Source organism: Agrobacterium sp. DSM 25558 (assembly GCF_900100825.1).
Taxonomy (GTDB): domain Bacteria; phylum Pseudomonadota; class Alphaproteobacteria; order Rhizobiales; family Rhizobiaceae; genus Agrobacterium.
In genome coordinates, this window is record NZ_FMUD01000056.1 from 1 (window position 1) to 19,654 (window position 19,654).

At 54.7% G+C, this 19,654-nt stretch carries 15 protein-coding genes, 1 tRNA gene and 1 pseudogene; 15 read left to right on the forward strand and 2 right to left on the reverse strand.

The genetic code is table 11. From position 1 onward, the window contains the following. From tuf to rpoC, 11 genes and pseudogenes are all read left to right on the forward strand, one after another. Nucleotides 1–321, forward strand: a pseudogene (gene tuf, locus DSM25558_RS26480) (elongation factor Tu); the annotation flags it as partial. A 183-nt stretch (nt 322–504) separates the two neighbouring features. Further along, entirely contained in the window at nt 505–1,191 is a 687-nt protein-coding gene (locus tag DSM25558_RS26485; RefSeq protein WP_077107626.1) for a glycosyltransferase family protein, read from the forward strand. Nucleotides 1,192–1,463: 272 nt separating this feature from the next. Continuing rightward, a tRNA-Trp gene (locus DSM25558_RS26490) sits at nt 1,464–1,539 on the forward strand. A 183-nt stretch (nt 1,540–1,722) separates the two neighbouring features. Continuing rightward, a complete protein-coding gene (secE, locus tag DSM25558_RS26495) occupies nt 1,723–1,923 on the forward strand; it encodes a preprotein translocase subunit SecE (protein ID WP_042618546.1) in 201 nt (66 codons plus the stop codon). A gap of 21 nt (nt 1,924–1,944) precedes the next feature. After that, nucleotides 1,945–2,475, forward strand: a complete 531-nt coding sequence (gene nusG / locus DSM25558_RS26500; RefSeq protein WP_077107627.1) for a transcription termination/antitermination protein NusG — start codon at nt 1,945–1,947, stop codon at nt 2,473–2,475. Between the two features lie 218 nt (nt 2,476–2,693). Continuing rightward, nucleotides 2,694–3,125: a 50S ribosomal protein L11 gene (rplK, locus tag DSM25558_RS26505; RefSeq protein ID WP_067643756.1), complete on the forward strand. Its 432-nt coding sequence runs from the start codon at nt 2,694–2,696 to the stop codon at nt 3,123–3,125. Nucleotides 3,126–3,127: 2 nt separating this feature from the next. Beyond that, nucleotides 3,128–3,823 (forward strand): 50S ribosomal protein L1, encoded by a 696-nt coding sequence (rplA, locus tag DSM25558_RS26510; protein ID WP_077107628.1) that lies wholly within the window; start codon nt 3,128–3,130, stop codon nt 3,821–3,823. Nucleotides 3,824–4,181: 358 nt separating this feature from the next. Further along, entirely contained in the window at nt 4,182–4,700 is a 519-nt protein-coding gene (gene rplJ / locus DSM25558_RS26515) for a 50S ribosomal protein L10 (protein ID WP_077107629.1), read from the forward strand. Nucleotides 4,701–4,758: 58 nt separating this feature from the next. Beyond that, entirely contained in the window at nt 4,759–5,130 is a 372-nt protein-coding gene (gene rplL / locus DSM25558_RS26520; RefSeq protein ID WP_077107630.1) for a 50S ribosomal protein L7/L12, read from the forward strand. Nucleotides 5,131–5,389: 259 nt separating this feature from the next. Then, nucleotides 5,390–9,529 (forward strand): DNA-directed RNA polymerase subunit beta, encoded by a 4,140-nt coding sequence (gene rpoB / locus DSM25558_RS26525; protein ID WP_077107631.1) that lies wholly within the window; start codon nt 5,390–5,392, stop codon nt 9,527–9,529. Between the two features lie 175 nt (nt 9,530–9,704). Continuing rightward, on the forward strand, nt 9,705–13,913 hold the full coding sequence (gene rpoC, locus DSM25558_RS26530; RefSeq protein WP_077107632.1) for a DNA-directed RNA polymerase subunit beta': 4,209 nt from the start codon (nt 9,705–9,707) through the stop codon (nt 13,911–13,913). A 126-nt stretch (nt 13,914–14,039) separates the two neighbouring features. Here rpoC and DSM25558_RS26535 read toward each other — a convergent pair whose 3' ends face one another. Next, nucleotides 14,040–15,179, reverse strand: a complete 1,140-nt coding sequence (locus DSM25558_RS26535; protein WP_077107633.1) for an FAD-dependent oxidoreductase — start codon at nt 15,177–15,179, stop codon at nt 14,040–14,042. A gap of 271 nt (nt 15,180–15,450) precedes the next feature. Further along, nucleotides 15,451–15,744 (reverse strand): transcriptional regulator, encoded by a 294-nt coding sequence (locus DSM25558_RS26540; RefSeq protein ID WP_067643729.1) that lies wholly within the window; start codon nt 15,742–15,744, stop codon nt 15,451–15,453. A gap of 497 nt (nt 15,745–16,241) precedes the next feature. Here DSM25558_RS26540 and rpsL point away from each other — a divergent pair, with 497 nt between their 5' ends. From rpsL to DSM25558_RS26560, 4 genes are all read left to right on the forward strand, one after another. Next, nucleotides 16,242–16,613 carry a 30S ribosomal protein S12 gene (gene rpsL / locus DSM25558_RS26545; protein ID WP_042618537.1) on the forward strand — a complete coding sequence of 124 codons (372 nt, stop codon included), beginning with the start codon at nt 16,242–16,244 and terminating at the stop codon, nt 16,611–16,613. 78 nt (nt 16,614–16,691) lie between these two features. After that, nucleotides 16,692–17,162 (forward strand): 30S ribosomal protein S7, encoded by a 471-nt coding sequence (gene rpsG / locus DSM25558_RS26550; protein WP_067643726.1) that lies wholly within the window; start codon nt 16,692–16,694, stop codon nt 17,160–17,162. A gap of 27 nt (nt 17,163–17,189) precedes the next feature. After that, complete coding sequence (fusA, locus tag DSM25558_RS26555) at nt 17,190–19,289, forward strand: elongation factor G (RefSeq protein WP_077107634.1); 2,100 nt, start codon at nt 17,190–17,192, stop codon at nt 19,287–19,289. A 66-nt stretch (nt 19,290–19,355) separates the two neighbouring features. Further along, nucleotides 19,356–19,654 (forward strand): GTP-binding protein (locus DSM25558_RS26560; protein ID WP_244554324.1); only part of this gene is annotated, 299 nt, incomplete at its 3' end.

Here is a 19,654-nt window from a genome sequence, read left to right on the forward strand (position 1 = left end):
CGTGGTCAGATTCTTTGCAAGCCCGGCTCTGTCAAGCCGCACAAGAAGTTCATGGCTGAAGCCTACATCCTGACGAAGGAAGAAGGCGGTCGTCATACACCGTTCTTCACGAACTACCGTCCACAGTTCTACTTCCGTACGACTGACGTGACCGGTATCGTTTCGCTTCCAGAAGGCACGGAAATGGTTATGCCAGGCGACAACGTTACCGTTGAAGTCGAACTGATCGTTCCAATCGCGATGGAAGAAAAGCTGCGCTTCGCGATCCGCGAAGGCGGCCGTACCGTCGGCGCTGGCATCGTGGCTTCGATCGTCGAGTAATCTTTTCCCACAAGGGATTTGATGAAGCCCCGCTGGAAACAGCGGGGCTTTTTTGTTTGATGAAATAATGTTCGTGTGAAAATTGTGGTGACAGGCAAACTTGACGAATCCGTCCATAAAGTGGACTAATTCGCGCTACAATTATTCACATAGTTCCGAAATCGGTAAATCACTGGAGTAACCATGTCCGAGACTGCTCGTATCTTCATAGGCTTCGACAGCAAGGAAGTCGTCGCCTACCACGTCTTCTGCCAGAGCATTCAGGAGAAGAGTTCCATTCCGGTGGAGTTTACGCCCATTGCCCTCAATAATCTCGTGGGGCTCTTTACGCGGGAGCGCAACCAGCTTCAGACGACGGAATTTTCATTCTCCCGTTTTCTCGTACCCCATCTCAGCAACTATGAAGGTTGGTCGATCTTCGCGGATTGCGACATGCTGATGCGCACGGATATCGCCAAGCTCTGGAGCCTGCGCGATGATCGTTATGCGGCCATGTGCGTCAAGCACGACTACGTGCCGAAGGTGGAAACGAAGTTCCTGGGGCAGACGCAGACCAAGTACGAAAAGAAGAACTGGTCGAGCTTCATCCTGTTTAACAATGCCAAATGCAAGGCGTTGACAAAGGATTACGTCAATACGGCAACGGGCTTGCAACTGCACCAGTTCAAGTGGCTAGAATCAGACGATCTGATCGGCGAGATCCCGGCGACCTGGAATTGGCTGGTCAACGAATATGATCATAATCCCGATGCGGATAACGTCCATTTCACCGATGGTGGGCCGTATTTCGACGAGTACAAGAATGACGATTATGCTGAAGAGTGGTTTGCTGCAAAAGAACGCATGTTGACCGTTGTTCAGCGCGCATAATCGACAAATGTTCTTTAGAAATAGGGATGCGCCGTTTGGCGCATTCCTTGTTTTATTGCGTACACGCCTGTTTTGGGGAGTTTTGACGCGCTCGCTTTGGATTGTGCCGGCCTTAACACGGAGTTTCCAAACAGGTATCGGTTTTTTGAAATCGCGACTTCCAAGCCAAGTCGGTGAAAAATAAAAAAAACACTTGCCAATAAAGATTCGTGGCCTTAAACGGGCGTCACGGACCATGGCGGACAAAAGATGTTAGCCGGAATGTTCGTTGAAGGGGTATAGCTCAGTTGGTAGAGCGGCGGTCTCCAAAACCGCAGGTCGTAAGTTCGAGCCTTACTGCCCCTGCCATTCCTCATCCGCAAGCGCGGTATCGCTGCAAGGCAGGTGAGGTGCCGGTTTACCGGTGAAATTCGCCGAATGTCGATTTCCTCTTGTTAAAGGGGTGATGGATGTTTAAGTAGGTCAAAATAGACACGCGGTGCGTGGGGTCGATTATTTCGACTTTACGTGCCGTAATTGCGTGGGCAGTCAATGGCATCCAAAACCAATCCGTTTACGTTTCTGCAGCAGGTTCGCGCCGAAGCGTCGAAGATCACTTGGCCGTCGCGCCGCGAGACAATGATTTCCACGGCCATGGTTTTGGTAATGGTTATCTTCGCGGCACTGTTCTTCTTTGCGGCTGACCAGCTCATCGGCTGGTTGCTCAGTCTCGTTCTGAGCGTTGGCCGGTAACGAATTGAGCGGAGAGTAAAGATGGCAGCGCGTTGGTATATTGTTCAGGCATATTCGAACTTCGAAAAGAAGGTCGCTGAGTCGATTGAAGAGAAGGTTCGTCAGAAGGGTCTTGAGCACCTTTTTGAACGTATCTTGGTTCCGACCGAAAAGGTCGTTGAGGTTCGTCGCGGTCGCAAGGTCGACAGCGAGCGGAAGTTCTTCCCAGGTTACGTGCTCGTTCGCGCCAACCTGACGGATGAGGCCTATCACCTCATCAAGAATACGCCCAAGGTAACGGGCTTTCTGGGTTCGGATAACAAGCCTGTGCCGATCCCTGACTCCGAGGCCGACCGCATTCTTGGTCAGGTTCAGGAGGGTGTCGAGCGTCCGAAGTCTTCGGTATCGTTCGAAATCGGCGAGCAGGTTCGCGTCTCCGACGGTCCATTCGCATCGTTCAACGGTGTTGTGCAGGATGTCGATGAAGAGCGTTCACGCCTTAAGGTGGAAGTGTCGATCTTTGGTCGCGCCACACCTGTCGAGCTGGAATATGCGCAGGTCGAAAAAGTTTGACGAGTTTCTGAAGGCGTCGCCGCCTTCGATGGAATACATCAGGAAGTGATCGCAAGTCCTTGCTATTTCTAACTGATGTGATGCGGCATAGCCGCAAAACGCGTGGAAGATACTCTGAACTCTTAAGCCGGGTCAGGGGTCGCACCACGCAACCGCAGCCGCCGGAAGTTCCGGCAAGTTGAGCCGGGAAACCGGTTCTATTCGAAAGGCAGAGAGATATGGCTAAGAAAGTTGCAGGCCAGCTCAAGCTTCAGGTCAAGGCAGGATCGGCAAACCCGTCCCCGCCAATCGGCCCGGCGCTTGGTCAGCGTGGCGTAAACATCATGGAATTCTGCAAGGCGTTCAATGCCGCCACGCAGGAAATGGAAAAGGGTATGCCGATCCCGGTCGTCATCACCTATTACCAGGACAAGTCCTTCACCTTCGTCATGAAGCAGCCGCCCATGACCTATTGGTTGAAGAAGGAAGCAAAGATCACTGCCGGTTCCAAGACACCTGGTAAGGGTGCCAAGGTCGGTTCCATCACCAAGGCTCAGGTCAAGACGATCGCTGAAGCCAAGATGAAGGATCTGAATGCCGCCAATATCGAAGGCGCAATGGCAATGGTTGAGGGCTCTGCCCGCGCCATGGGCCTGGAAGTGGTAGGTTGATCATGGCAAAGCTTGCAAAGCGCGCACAGAAGATCCGCGAAGGCGTTGATCCAAAGACCCTTTACGTCCTGACCGACGCCATTTCGATGGTTAAGGAACGGGCTATCGCCAAGTTCGACGAAACTGTTGAAGTTTCCATGAACCTCGGCGTTGACCCACGTCATGCAGACCAGATGGTTCGCGGCGTTGTCAACCTGCCAAACGGCACAGGCCGTGACGTTCGCGTTGCTGTTTTTGCTCGTGGTGCGAAGGCTGATGAAGCCAAGGCTGCTGGTGCAGACATCGTTGGTGCAGAAGACCTGCTGGAAATCGTTCAGGGCGGCAAGATCGACTTCGATCGTGTTATCGCAACACCTGACATGATGCCACTCGTTGGTCGCCTCGGTAAGGTTCTCGGCCCACGCGGCATGATGCCTAACCCGAAGGTTGGCACGGTTACGATGGACGTTGCTGGAGCTGTTAAGGCTTCTAAGGGCGGCGCTGTTGAATTCCGCGTCGAAAAGGCTGGTATCGTGCATGCTGGTATTGGCAAAGCTTCCTTCGACGCCAAGGCGCTCGAAGAAAACATCAAGGCTTTCGCTGACGCCGTCATCAAGGCAAAGCCAGCTGGTGCCAAGGGCAACTACGTCAAGCGCGTAGCGATCTCCTCGACCATGGGTCCAGGCGTTCGCATCGAGCCTTCGTCGGTCACAGCTTAAAGAATTCGCCGCGTCTTGAAAAAGACGCGGCAAACTCGATTTCCGGCTCGCAAGGGTCGGGAATTTCCAGGGCAACCTGGAACTCCTGTCCGAGATTGTAGGTGGCTTATTTCCTTCGGGATTTTGGCCTTAATCATTCAGCCTACATGAGACGGGTAAGGCCCGGATTTTCGCACCCAAGGGTGCTTAATAATCCGGTTCGAACCTGATGTGCCTGTGCCTGAAGCCGTTTGCGGCGACAGAGCGGGGGACAGGATCCTCAAGCGTCGCTTGAGATTTTGGTAACAAGATCTCTTGAGGCAAAGGCAAACCCGATGGGATCACAGTTTAATGTGTTCTCATCTACTGGAGACAGACAGTGGAAAGAGCGGAAAAACGCGAATTCGTCACGGAGCTGAATGAAGTCTTCAAGGCTTCTGGTTCAGTTGTCGTGGCCCACTATGCTGGTGTCACAGTTGCGCAGATGAACGATTTTCGTTCGAAAATGCGCGCTGCTGGCGGCACCGTCAAGGTCGCGAAGAACCGCCTGGCCAAGATCGCTCTTCAGGGTACGGAGTCGGAAGGGATCATCGATCTCTTCAAGGGACAGACGCTGATTGCATACAGCACTGACCCTATGATTGCTCCGAAAGTCGTCATGGATTTCGCAAAGACCAACGACAAGATCGTTGTTCTGGGCGGTGCCATGGGAACAACCACGCTCAACGCCGAAGCAGTCAAGTCGCTTGCGACCCTGCCTTCGCTGGACGAGCTGCGTGCGAAACTGCTGGGCCTCTTTGCGGCTCCTGCAACACGCATCGCTACGGTTGTTGCAGCACCAGCAAGCCAGCTTGCTCGCGTGTTCTCGGCTTACTCAAAGAAGGACGAAGCCGCTTAAGGCGGTTTTTCGCTGTAAATATTCAAACCGGTTCGAACCGAATTAAAGGAACTATAACATGGCTGATCTCGCAAAGATCGTTGAAGACCTCTCTGCTCTGACAGTTCTGGAAGCTGCTGAGCTTTCCAAGCTTCTCGAAGAAAAGTGGGGCGTTTCCGCTGCTGCACCAGTTGCTGCTGCTGCTGTTGCCGGCGCTGCTGCTGTTGTTGAAGAAGAAAAGACAGAATTCGACGTTATTCTCGTTGAAGCTGGCGCAAACAAGATCAACGTCATCAAGGAAGTCCGCGCAATCACAGGTCTCGGCCTGAAGGAAGCTAAGGACCTCGTTGAAGGCGCTCCTAAGGCTGTTAAGGAAGCTGTTTCCAAGGCTGAAGCTGCTGACCTTAAGAAGAAGCTTGAAGACGCTGGCGCCAAGGTTGACGTCAAGTAATTTTGAAATGTTCGGGAGGCGGTGTCCGCACCGCCTCTTGATCACATTTCTCCCGAACGTATTACCCAAAAGCCGCGTGAAAATGGCTTTTGGGTAATGGGTTCTTCAAGAGAATAGTTTCGAACCGCGCTGTAGAGGCAATCCGGCCTTACACTTCGGGATGTGAAACGAGATTGAAGATACTCATTGGATTGACGGGATCGACTGGCCAGCGGTTCCCGTCCGTTGCAGGCCCGGATGCAATTTTAAAGGAGCGACGATGGCTCAGACCCTTTCGTTTAACGGTCGCAGGCGCGTACGCAAGTTTTTCGGCAAAATTCCAGAAGTAGCGGAAATGCCGAACCTCATCGAGGTTCAGAAGGCTTCGTATGACCAGTTTCTCATGGTCAAGGAGCCCGAAGGCGGGCGCCCTGATGAGGGATTGAACGCGGTATTCAGGTCCGTGTTCCCGATCACCGACTTTTCAGGCGCTTCCATGCTCGAATTCGTATCGTACGAATTTGAACCGCCTAAGTTCGACACAGAAGAATGCCGTCAGCGCGATCTGACTTACGCAGCGCCGCTCAAGGTGACGCTGCGCCTCATCGTGTTCGATATCGACGAAGATACAGGCGCGAAGTCCATCAAGGACATCAAGGAACAGTCCGTCTACATGGGCGACATGCCTTTGATGACAGACAACGGCACGTTCATCGTCAACGGTACAGAGCGCGTTATCGTCTCGCAGATGCACCGTTCGCCAGGCGTGTTCTTCGACCACGACAAGGGCAAGAGCCATTCGTCCGGCAAGCTTCTGTTTGCTGCACGCGTCATTCCTTACCGTGGTTCGTGGCTCGACATTGAGTTCGATGCCAAGGACGTTGTCTACGCGCGTATCGACCGTCGTCGTAAGCTGCCTGCAACATCGTTGCTGATGGCGCTTGGCATGGACGGCGAAGAAATTCTGTCGACCTTCTACACCAAGGCAAGCTATGAGCGCGACGGCGAAGGCTGGCGTTACCCTTATCAGCCAGACGTGCTGAAGGGTGCCAAGGTCATCACCGAGCTGGTCGATGCCGACACGGGCGAAGTCGTTGTCGAAGCCGGCAAGAAGCTGACACCTCGTTTGATCCGTCAGCTGTCCGACAAGGGCCTGAAGTTCCTGAAGGCTTCCAACGAAGAGCTTTATGGCAACTACCTTGCCGAAGACATCGTCAACTACGAGACAGGTGAAATCTATCTCGAAGCCGGTGATGAAATCGACGAGAAGACGCTGAAGCTCATTCTTGACTCTGGTTTCGACGAAATTCCGATCCTCAACATCGACCACGTCAATGTTGGTGCCTACATCCGCAACACGCTGGCAGCAGACAAGAACGAGAACCGTCAGGAAGCTCTGTTCGACATCTACCGCGTCATGCGTCCGGGTGAGCCACCGACCATGGATTCGGCCGAAGCCATGTTCAAGTCGCTGTTTTTCGACAGCGAGCGCTACGACCTGTCTGCCGTTGGCCGCGTGAAGATGAACATGCGTCTTGATCTCGATGCGGAAGATTCCGTGCGCACACTGCGCAAGGAAGACATTCTTGCTGTCGTCAAGATGCTGGTCGAACTGCGTGACGGCAAGGGCGAAATCGACGATATCGATAACCTCGGTAACCGCCGCGTTCGTTCTGTTGGCGAGTTGATGGAGAACCAGTATCGTCTGGGTCTGCTGCGCATGGAACGTGCGATCAAGGAACGTATGTCCTCGATCGAAATCGACACCGTGATGCCGCAGGATTTGATCAACGCCAAGCCTGCTGCTGCTGCTGTTCGCGAATTCTTCGGCTCCTCGCAGCTGTCGCAGTTCATGGACCAGGTGAACCCGCTTTCGGAAATCACCCACAAGCGCCGTCTTTCGGCTCTTGGACCAGGTGGTCTGACCCGCGAGCGCGCTGGCTTCGAAGTCCGCGACGTTCATCCAACGCACTACGGCCGTATTTGCCCGATCGAAACGCCGGAAGGCCCGAACATCGGTCTGATCAACTCGCTCGCAACCTTTGCCCGCGTCAACAAGTACGGCTTCATCGAAAGCCCGTACCGTAAGATCATCGACGGCAAGGTCACGACCGAAGTGATCTACCTCTCTGCTATGGAAGAGGCCAAGTACTACGTCGCACAGGCCAATGCCGAGCTGGACGCTGAAGGCGCATTCACCGAAGAATTCGTTGTTTGCCGTCACTCCGGTGAAGTTATGTTGGCTCCGCGTGACAACATCAACCTGATGGACGTTTCGCCGAAGCAGCTGGTTTCGGTTGCTGCGGCTCTCATCCCGTTCCTAGAAAACGACGACGCCAACCGCGCTCTCATGGGCTCGAACATGCAGCGTCAGGCCGTTCCATTGCTGCGCGCCGAGGCTCCGTTTGTCGGAACCGGCATGGAGCCGATCGTTGCCCGTGACTCCGGTGCTGCCATTGCGGCGCGTCGTGGTGGCGTGGTCGATCAGGTGGATGCGACCCGTATCGTTATCCGTGCGACGGAAGATCTCGATGCAGGCAAGTCCGGCGTTGATATCTATCGTCTCCAGAAGTTCCAGCGCTCCAACCAGAACACCTGCATCAACCAGCGTCCGCTGGTCGCCGTCGGTGACATTCTGAACAAGGGTGACATCATCGCTGACGGTCCTTCGACCGACCTCGGTGACCTGGCGCTTGGCCGCAACGCACTCGTCGCGTTCATGCCTTGGAACGGTTACAACTACGAAGACTCCATCCTGATGTCCGAACGCATCGTCTCCGACGACGTGTTCACGTCCATTCACATCGAAGAATTCGAAGTGATGGCACGCGACACCAAGCTTGGTCCTGAAGAAATCACCCGTGATATTCCGAACGTTTCGGAAGAGGCGCTGAAGAACCTCGACGAAGCCGGTATCGTCTACATCGGTGCGGAAGTTCAGCCTGGCGATATTCTCGTCGGTAAGATCACGCCAAAGGGTGAAAGCCCGATGACGCCGGAAGAAAAGCTTCTGCGCGCCATCTTCGGTGAAAAGGCGTCCGACGTTCGCGACACATCCATGCGCATGCCTCCCGGCACGTTTGGTACGGTCGTTGAAGTTCGCGTGTTCAACCGTCACGGCGTCGAAAAAGACGAACGTGCAATGGCGATCGAGCGCGAAGAGATCGAACGTCTTGCAAAGGACCGTGACGACGAACAGGCCATTCTTGACCGTAACGTCTACGGTCGTCTGATCGAGATGCTGCGCGGACAGGTTTCCATTGCCGGTCCAAAGGGCTTCAAGAAGGGCGTCGAGCTTTCGAACGCCGTCGTATCCGAATATCCCCGCTCGCAGTGGTGGATGTTTGCCGTCGAAGACGAAAAGGCTCAGTCCGAGCTGGAAGCGCTTCGTGGTCAGTACGACGAATCCAAGTCGCGCCTTGAACAGCGCTTCATGGATAAGGTCGAGAAGGTTCAGCGCGGCGACGAAATGCCTCCAGGCGTCATGAAGATGGTCAAGGTCTTTGTTGCTGTGAAGCGCAAGATTCAGCCAGGCGACAAGATGGCTGGCCGTCACGGTAACAAGGGCGTTGTCTCGCGTATCGTGCCGGTTGAAGACATGCCGTTCCTGGAAGACGGTACGCACGTCGACATCTGCTTGAACCCGCTGGGCGTGCCATCGCGCATGAACGTCGGCCAGATCCTCGAAACCCACCTTGCCTGGGCTTGCGCCGGCATGGGTAAGAAGATCGGCGACATGCTCGACGAGTATCACAAGTCGCTGGATATCACCGACCTGAAGCGTGAGTTGACGGAAGTGTATGCCTCGCAAGCCAAGGACGAGGTCGCTCATTTCGATGACGAATCTCTGATCCGTCTTGCCGAGCAGTCCAGAAAGGGCGTTTCGATTGCGACGCCGGTCTTCGACGGCGCGCATGAGCCTGACGTTGCGGAAATGCTGACGAGAGCCGGTCTCAACGAGTCGGGTCAGTCTGTTCTGTATGATGGTCGTACCGGTGAAACCTTCGACCGTAAGGTGACCGTCGGCTACATGTACATGATCAAGCTGAACCACCTTGTCGACGACAAGATCCATGCTCGCTCGATCGGTCCTTACTCGCTTGTTACCCAGCAGCCGCTTGGTGGTAAGGCGCAGTTCGGCGGACAGCGTTTCGGGGAAATGGAAGTCTGGGCTCTGGAAGCTTACGGCGCGGCTTACACGCTGCAGGAAATGCTCACCGTCAAGTCTGACGACGTGGCAGGCCGCACCAAGGTTTACGAAGCAATCGTCCGTGGTGACGATACCTTCGAAGCCGGTATTCCTGAAAGCTTCAACGTTCTCGTCAAGGAAATGCGCTCGCTGGGCCTCAGCGTCGAACTCGAAAATTCGAAGCTCGACGAAGCCAATGCAGCGGGTCAACTGCCTGACGCGGCGGAATAAGAAACACAAAGGGCAGGCACCTCACTGGTGCCTGCCTGTTTCGCCCGATGGCTTGCGCCTGACGGTAGAAACTTCCGCCGCATTTTGCGGTTAATCATGTTTTAGGCATTGGCCGGTGATGCGGACTGCACCGTGCCAGATGCAAGCAAGGGGCCAAACCCCTAAGGAGACAGGCATGAACCAAGAGGTCATGAACCTTTTCAACCCGGCGGTACCGGCACAGCACTTCGATTCCATCCGGATTTCGATTGCGAGCCCGGAAAAGATTCTCTCGTGGTCATACGGTGAGATCAAGAAGCCGGAAACCATCAACTATCGTACTTTCAAGCCAGAGCGTGACGGTTTGTTCTGCGCGCGTATTTTCGGACCGATCAAGGACTATGAGTGCCTGTGCGGCAAGTACAAGCGCATGAAGTACAAGGGCATCATCTGCGAAAAGTGCGGCGTCGAAGTGACGTTGTCGCGTGTTCGCCGTGAGCGCATGGGCCATATCGAACTGGCAGCACCCGTTGCGCACATCTGGTTCCTGAAGTCGCTGCCTTCGCGTATCTCGACATTGCTTGACATGACGCTGAAAGATGTAGAGCGCGTTCTCTACTTCGAAAACTACATCGTGACCGAGCCTGGCCTGACTTCGATGAAGCAGAACCAGCTTCTGAACGAAGAAGAATACATGATTGCCGTGGATGAATTTGGTGAAGACCAGTTCACTGCGATGATCGGCGCTGAAGCCATCTACGAGATGCTGGCTTCGATGAACCTCGAAAAGATCGCTGGCGACCTGCGCACGGATCTTGCCGAGACCACATCGGATCTGAAGCAGAAGAAGTTCATGAAGCGTCTCAAGATCGTTGAGAACTTCATGGAATCTGGCAATCGTCCCGAGTGGATGATCATGAAGGTTGTTCCAGTCATTCCACCGGACCTTCGTCCGCTGGTTCCGTTGGATGGTGGCCGTTTCGCCACGTCCGACCTGAACGATCTCTATCGCCGCGTCATCAACCGTAATAACCGTTTGAAGCGCCTGATCGAGCTTCGTGCGCCTGGCATCATCATTCGCAACGAAAAGCGTATGTTGCAGGAATCCGTCGATGCGCTGTTCGATAACGGCCGTCGCGGTCGCGTCATCACGGGTGCCAACAAGCGTCCGCTGAAGTCGCTGTCCGACATGCTCAAGGGCAAGCAGGGTCGTTTCCGCCAGAACCTTCTCGGCAAGCGCGTCGACTATTCCGGTCGTTCGGTTATCGTGACGGGTCCTGAGCTGAAGCTGCACCAGTGCGGTCTTCCGAAGAAGATGGCGCTCGAACTGTTCAAGCCGTTCATCTACGCCCGTCTTGATGCGAAGGGTTACTCCTCCACCGTCAAGCAGGCCAAGAAGCTGGTTGAAAAGGAAAAGCCGGAAGTTTGGGATATCCTCGACGAGGTTATTCGCGAGCACCCGGTTCTCCTGAACCGCGCGCCGACACTTCACCGTCTGGGTATCCAGGCTTTCGAACCCATGCTGGTTGAAGGCAAGGCTATTCAGCTGCACCCGCTCGTCTGCACGGCCTTCAACGCCGACTTCGACGGCGACCAGATGGCCGTTCACGTTCCGCTGTCGCTTGAAGCGCAGTTGGAAGCACGCGTGCTGATGATGTCGACCAACAACATTCTGCACCCTGCAAACGGTCAGCCGATCATCGTTCCTTCACAGGACATGGTTCTCGGCCTGTACTACCTGTCGATCCTGAACCAGAACGAGCCGGGCGAAGGCATGGCATTCTCCGACATGGGCGAATTGCACCATGCTCTGGAAAACAAGGTTGTGACGCTGCACGCGAAAATTCGCGGCCGCTTCAAGACCATGGATGCCGATGGCAAAATGGTTTCCAAGATCTACGAAACCACACCTGGCCGTATGATCATTGGCGAGCTTCTGCCGAAGAACGTCAACGTGCCTTTCGAAACCTGCAACCAGGAAATGACCAAGAAGAACATCTCCAAGATGATCGACACGGTCTACCGTCATTGCGGCCAGAAAGACACGGTCATCTTCTGCGACCGCATCATGCAGCTTGGCTTTACCCATGCTTGCCGCGCCGGCATTTCGTTCGGCAAGGACGACATGATCATTCCGGAAACCAAGGTAAAGATCGTTGGCGACACCGAAACTTTGGTCAAGGAATACGAACAGCAGTACAATGACGGCCTGATCACTCAGGGCGAAAAGTACAACAAGGTCGTAGACGCTTGGGGCAAGGCAACCGAAAAGGTCGCTGAAGACATGATGGCCCGCATTAAGGCCGTCGAGTTCGATCCAGAGACCGGTCGCCAGAAGCCGATGAACGCCATCTATATGATGAGCCACTCCGGTGCGCGTGGTTCTCCGAACCAGATGCGTCAGCTGGGTGGTATGCGCGGCCTCATGGCCAAGCCATCGGGTGAGATCATCGAAACGCCGATCATTTCCAACTTTAAGGAAGGTCTGACCGTTAACGAATACTTCAACTCGACGCACGGTGCCCGTAAGGGTCTTGCAGACACGGCCTTGAAGACGGCGAACTCCGGTTACCTCACACGTCGTCTCGTTGACGTGGCGCAGGATTGCATCGTCAACTCTGTGGATTGCGGCACTGAAAAGGGCCTCACCATGACTGCCATCGTCGATGCCGGTCAGGTTGTTGCTTCGCTTGGCGCACGTATCCTCGGACGTACGGCTCTTGATGATATCGACAACCCGGTTACTGGCGAGAACATCGTCAAGGCTGGCACGTTGATGGATGAAGCCGATATCGCTGTTATCGAAAAGTCGGGCATCCAGTCCGTTCGCATTCGCTCTGCTCTGACCTGCGAAATTCAGGTTGGTGTTTGCGGCGTCTGCTACGGTCGTGACCTTGCACGCGGTACACCTGTCAACATGGGCGAAGCGGTTGGCGTTATTGCCGCTCAGTCCATCGGTGAACCGGGCACGCAGCTCACAATGCGTACGTTCCACCTTGGCGGAACGGCGAACGTGGTCGACCAATCGTTCCTGGAAGCATCGTATGAAGGTACGATCCAGATCAAGAACCGCAACAGCCTGCGCAACTCTGAAAACATTCTCATCGCGATGGGCCGTAACATGTCCGTCACCATTCTCGATGAGCGTGGCGTCGAACGTTCTTCGCAGCGTGTAGCCTATGGCTCAAAGCTGTTCGTAGACGATGGCGACAAGGTCAAGCGCGGCCAGCGTCTGGCCGAGTGGGATCCTTACACACGTCCAATGATGACGGAAGTGGAAGGGACTGTTCACTTCGAAGATCTGGTCGATGGTCTTTCCGTTCTGGAAGCGACCGACGAGTCCACCGGTATCACCAAGCGTCAGGTTATCGACTGGCGTTCGACACCACGTGGTTCGGACCTGAAGCCGACGATCATCATCAAGGATGCTTCCGGCAACGTGCTGAAGCTTGCTCGTGGCGGTGAAGCCCGCTTCCAGCTCTCGGTTGACGCTATTCTGTCGGTCGAGCCTGGTCAGAAGGTTTTCCAGGGTGACGTGCTTGCACGTTCGCCATTGGAAAGCGCCAAGACCAAGGACATCACCGGTGGTCTGCCGCGTGTTGCCGAACTCTTCGAAGCGCGCCGTCCGAAGGATCACGCTATCATCGCCGAAATCGATGGTACGATCCGTCTGGGCCGCGACTACAAGAACAAGCGTCGCGTTCAGATCGAGCCTGCGGAAGATGGCGTCGAGCCAGTCGAATACCTGATCCCGAAGGGCAAGCCCTTCCACCTTCAGGAAGGCGACTACATCGAGAAGGGCGAATACATTCTCGATGGTAACCCGGCACCGCACGACATTCTGGCGATCAAGGGCGTAGAGGCTTTGGCTTCCTACCTCGTGAACGAAATCCAGGAAGTCTACCGCTTGCAGGGTGTTGTCATCAACGACAAGCACATCGAAGTGATCGTGCGTCAGATGCTGCAGAAGGTGGAAATCACCGATGCAGGTGACTCGCATTACATCGTTGGCGACAGTGTTGATCGCATCGAAATGGAAGACAACAACGATCGTCTGATCGACGAAGGCAAGAAGCCATCTTACGGCGACCCTGTTCTTCTAGGTATCACCAAGGCATCGCTGCAAACGCCATCGTTCATCTCGGCTGCTTCGTTCCAGGAAACCACAAAGGTTCTCACGGAAGCTGCAATCGCCGGCAAGACCGACACGTTGCAGGGTCTGAAGGAAAACGTCATCGTCGGCCGCCTTATCCCGGCCGGTACCGGCGGCACCATGACCCAGATCCGCCGCATCGCGACAAACCGCGACGAGCTCATCATCGAAGAGCGCAAGAAGAGCACCGGCTCGTCTTCCGCAAACCAGATGTTGCAGGACATGACAGCCAAGGCTCCGGCTGCCGAATAACGGTAGTTAGGGCAGGGGCCTCGCAAGAGGCTCTGTCTGGTCTAAATGGAAACGCCCGGAGTGATCCGGGCGTTTTTTTGTTTTGGGGAACGTCCTAAGGATTATGTCCAGGCCTTTATCCAAAAATCAGCCCGGCTGCGTAGCTTGATGACTTTTAAACAGATCGACCACACTTTGAGGGGCGTTTTCGTCAAAAAAACGCCTGAGGTTTTCGGCAGTCTCGGCCGCGATCTTGGCGCTTCTGGGAAAAAGCTTTTTTTCATAAGCTGAAAGTGCATCTTCTGTTGTGCCAGATGTTTCAATAAGGGCTTTTGCGAGTTCGAAGCCGTCATAAAGCGCTAGGTTCGCGCCTTCACCTGCAAAAGGTGACATCAGATGTGCTGCGTCGCCCAATAACGTCACACCAGGTGTTCTCTCCCATCGGTGCTCGACCGGCAACGTATAGATAGGCCTGATGACAGGCACGGTTTCGCTGGCAGTGATGAGAGAGAGCAACTCGGGAGCCCACCCTTCGAATTCTTCTGCGATACGAGCCAAGCCACTCTTAGGGTTCGAGTGTTGGATGAAATTGGCCCAATCCGCAGGTCTGTTCAGCGCGACATACGTGTGCAAGGTCCCGTTGGCGTAACGATGCGCCAATATTCCCTGACCTGGAGCGACCGCCATCAGCGTACCAGTACCGATGGCATCCGAACTCGGCTTATGGCGGATGTCTCCATCAAAGAGAATGGTTTCGATAAAGAGCGTGCCTGAATAGATCGGAGTTGCTTTGGACAGAAGAGGGCGAACTCTCGACCATGCACCGTCGGCACCTACGAGCAAGTCAGAGGTTATGGTGGAGCCATCGGCAAAGCTGATTTCGTGCCGTCCATCTCCTTGCGGAGTTACCGACGTAACCTTACGCCCCCATTTGATCGTTTCTGGCGGAATCGAATGAATGAGCATGTCTCGCAGATCGCCGCGATCAATTTCAGGGCGGTTTTCGGCACCGCCTGGGTTGTCGAAGAGGATGACGCTGTTCTTATCAACAATACGTTTTGCATCCTCACCCGGTCGCACCAGATCAAGGAAGGCATCGTAAAGACCCGCAGCCTTGAGGGCGACTTGACCATTATATTCATGAATATCAAGCAGTCCGCCCTGTGTTCGCGAATTCGCCGACGGTTCAGCCTCATATATCGTCGCCGCGATGCCATGAAGATGGAGAACGCGAGCCAGTGTAAGGCCGCCAAGGCCTGCACCAATAATAGCAATAGAGTTTCGCATTGAAGCGCTCCTGTCAGATGTAATAATACTTCGGGAGACGCTGGCATAACCACAGCTGTGCGCTGGGTTTACTTATCTGCGACGGCCTAAAATGGCGGTCGTTTTTCGCGACGAAATTCTTGTAAATGGAAATTTCTGTCAAAGCAATCCACGTGTCTGCTCTTCGCACAAAAGCTTACCACGTCACGCTTTTGTCAATCATAAGATGATTGACCGCACCTATCGGCTTTCGCATGAGCGCGCCAGCGAACACAGCGCGCCCATTCTCATTTCAAGCAAACTTGATAATCGCCACTTCACCCTCAAGCGCGCCCTGATAGGCCGAGGCATGCGGCTCTTCGTCTGGCACGTCGTTCAGCATGCCGATCTGGTCGAGGTCGGCTTCGAGGAAGCCTTCTTCGGAGAGGGCGTTGAGGGCTTCTCGCACGGCGGTGTCGTCATCTGGGGCGCGCAGGATGATGTGGATGTCGATGCCTTCGTCGCCTTCACGCTCATAGGCTTTGCCGATGACGATGAAGACCATGGGATCGTCGCGTCCGTTGTCGTTGTCTGGTTCTGTGATCATGACGCGATTCCTTTTCTGGTTATTATTGTGTGGCGGTGCGCAAGCGTCCGCCTTTAGGGAATCAATAGACGGCTTTTATGAAAAGCCAAAGGCCCGATTGGCAAAAGCGTGCAAGGGGAGGGGCATTATGTTAAAACACGCTACAATTCATGGATGCCAAGGCGGCTGGAGGAGGCCGTGCGGGTACTAAATACTGAATCACCCTTGACGAAAGCGGGGTAAAACAGTAGTACGCCCGCCATCGGAACCAATGTGAGGTTTGGCTGTCCGGAACGACTCGTTCTGGAGATCGCCTCAAACAAGGGTCCAAAAACACGTACGAGACACGATTGTTGCATGCAAGACGTAGGATTTACGTCCTCTGCTCTTGGTGGTCCATCCGTGGAAACCGGATCGGGCCGCGATTTATGCATGAAACCATGCGTGCGTCGTTGCCGGAAACGGTATAACCGCCATCCGTGAGGGTGGCTAAAGTAGTTTTTGCAAGGGATGGTTATATGCCTACCGTAAACCAGCTGATCCGTAAGCCACGCCAGGCACAGGTAAAGCGTAATAAGGTTCCTGCTCTTCAGGAAAACCCACAGAAGCGCGGCGTTTGCACACGCGTTTACACGACGACCCCTAAGAAGCCTAACTCGGCTCTTCGTAAGGTTGCCAAGATCCGCCTCACCAACGGCTTTGAAGTCATCGGCTACATTCCTGGCGAAGGTCACAACCTTCAGGAACACTCCGTTGTCATGATCCGTGGCGGCCGCGTAAAGGACTTGCCGGGCGTTCGTTACCACGTCATCCGTGGTGTTCTCGATACGCAGGGCGTCAAGAACCGCAAGCAGCGTCGTTCGAAGTACGGTGCAAAGCGTCCGAAGTAATTCGGTTTCAAACTAATTCAGGCGCTGCGCGAGGTTCTCCGCGTGGTAAAGCGTCGATAACAATTGAGAGACAAGAATATGTCCCGTCGCCATAGTGCAGAAAAGCGTGAGATCAATCCGGATCCAAAGTTCGGTGATCTGATCGTTACCAAGTTCATGAACGCCATCATGCTTCACGGCAAGAAGTCGGTCGCAGAAAGCATCGTTTACGGCGCGTTCGACGTCGTACAGGGCAAGGCAAAGGCAGAGCCGCTCGGCATCTTCCATTCCGCCCTCGACAACGTTGCTCCGCACGTTGAAGTGCGTTCGCGCCGCGTTGGTGGTGCCACCTACCAGGTTCCGGTCGATGTTCGCCCAGAGCGCCGTCAGGCTCTCGCGATCCGCTGGCTGATCGCTGCTGCGCGCAAGCGCAACGAAACAACCATGGTCGATCGCCTGTCCGGCGAACTCATGGATGCAGCGAACAACCGTGGCTCCGCAGTCAAGAAGCGCGAAGACACGCACAAGATGGCCGACGCCAACCGCGCATTCTCGCATTACCGCTGGTAATCTAACCGATCCGAAAGGCAGTCCGTTATGGCTCGCGAATATAAAATCGAAGACTACCGCAATTTCGGTATCATGGCGCATATCGACGCCGGCAAGACGACCACTACCGAGCGTATTCTTTACTACACCGGTAAGTCGCACAAGATCGGCGAAGTTCATGATGGCGCAGCCACGATGGACTGGATGGAACAGGAGCAGGAGCGTGGTATCACCATCACCTCCGCCGCGACCACGACCTTCTGGAAGGGTCGCGATGGCACGATGCGCCGTTTCAACATCATCGACACTCCCGGTCACGTTGACTTCACGATTGAAGTTGAACGTTCGCTGCGCGTGCTCGACGGTGCGATCGCTCTTCTCGATGCCAACGCCGGTGTAGAGCCGCAGACGGAAACCGTCTGGCGTCAGGCTGAGAAGTACAATGTTCCGCGCATGATCTTCTGCAACAAGATGGACAAGACCGGTGCTGACTTCTACCGCTCGGTAGAAATGATCAAGACCCGTCTCGGTGCCATCGCTGTTGTCATGCAGCTTCCAATCGGTGCGGAAACAGAATTCAAGGGCGTTATCGATCTGATCGAAATGAACGCTCTGATCTGGCGCGATGAGTCGCTCGGCGCTCAGTGGGATGTCGTTGAAATTCCTGACGACATGAAGGAAAAAGCTGCTGAATATCGTGAAAAGATGATCGAACAGGTCGTCGATATCGATGAAGAAGCAATGGAAGCCTACCTGAACGGCGAAATGCCTGACAACGACAAGATTCGCGAACTCGTTCGCCGCGGCACCATCGATGTGAAGTTCCACCCGATGTTCTGCGGTACTGCGTTCAAGAACAAGGGTGTTCAGCCACTTCTCGACGCCGTTTGCGATTACCTGCCTTCGCCGCTGGACATTCCTGCGATCAAGGGCATCGACTTCAAGACCGAAGCCGAAATCGAGCGTCACCCAGACGACAGCGAGCCGCTTTCGATGCTTGCGTTCAAGATCATGAACGACCCATTCGTTGGTTCGCTCACCTTCGCACGTATCTACTCCGGCAAGCTCGAAAAGGGCACATCGGTTCTGAACACGGTCAAGGACAAGCGCGAGCGCGTCGGTCGTATGCTTCAGATGCATTCCAACTCCCGCGAAGACATCGAAGAAGCCTTCTCTGGCGACATCGTTGCTCTGGCTGGCCTCAAGGAAACGACCACAGGCGATACGCTTTGCGATCCTCTGAAGCCGGTTATCCTCGAGCGCATGGAATTCCCTGAGCCGGTCATCCAGATCGCGATCGAACCGAAGACCAAGGGCGACCAGGAAAAGATGGGCCTCGCGCTCAACCGCCTGGCAGCTGAAGATCCTTCGTTCCGCGTCAAGACGGATGAAGAATCCGGTCAGACCATCATTGCTGGCATGGGCGAACTTCACCTCGACATTCTCGTTGACCGTATGCGTCGCGAGTTCAAGGTTGAAGCCACCGTCGGTGCTCCGCAGGTTGCCTACCGCGAAACGATCACACGTCAGCACGAAGAAGATTACACACACAAGAAGCAGTCCGGTGGTACCGGTCAGTTCGCTCGTGTCAAGATCGTCTTCGAACCGAACCCAGAAGGCGAAGACTTCAAGTTCGAATCGAAGATCGTCGGCGGTGCTGTTCCTAAGGAATACATCCCGGGCGTTCAGAAGGGTATCGAAAGCGTTCTGTCTTCCGGTCCTCTGGCTGGCTTCCCGATGCTCGGCGTCAAGGCAACCCTGATCGACGGCGCATACCACGACGTTGACTCCTCGGTTCTGGCGTTCGAAATCGCATCGCGTGCCTGCTTCCGTGAAGCAGCGAAGAAGGCTGGTGCACAGCTTCTCGAGCCGATGATGAAGGTCGAAGTCGTCACGCCTGAAGATTACGTCGGTGACGTTATCGGTGATCTGAACTCGCGTCGCGGTCAGATCCAGGGTCAGGAAAGCCGTGGTATTGCCGTTGTCATCAACGCGCATGTTCCGCTGGCCAACATGTTCAAGTACGTCGACAACCTGCGCTCCATGTCTCAGGGCCGCGCGCAGTACTCGATGACCTTCGATCATTATTCGCCGGTTCCGAGCAACGTTGCTCAGGAAATCCAGGCAAAGTACTCCGGTCAGAAGTGATCGGGGTACGCCCCAAACAAAATTTAGAGTTTATTCCCTTTATGGGACAGGAATGGAGAGCCACGAATGGCAAAGAGCAAGTTTGAGCGCAACAAGCCGCACGTCAACATTGGCACGATTGGTCACGTTGACCACGGCAAGACGTCGTTGACTGCTGCGATCACGAAGTATTTCGGCGAATACAAGGCGTATGACCAGATCGACGCTGCACCGGAAGAAAAGGCCCGCGGTATCACGATTTCGACGGCACACGTTGAATACGAGACACCTGCTCGTCACTACGCGCACGTCGACTGCCCCGGCCACGCCGACTACGTGAAGAACATGATCACCGGTGCTGCCCAGATGGACGGCGCGATCCTGGT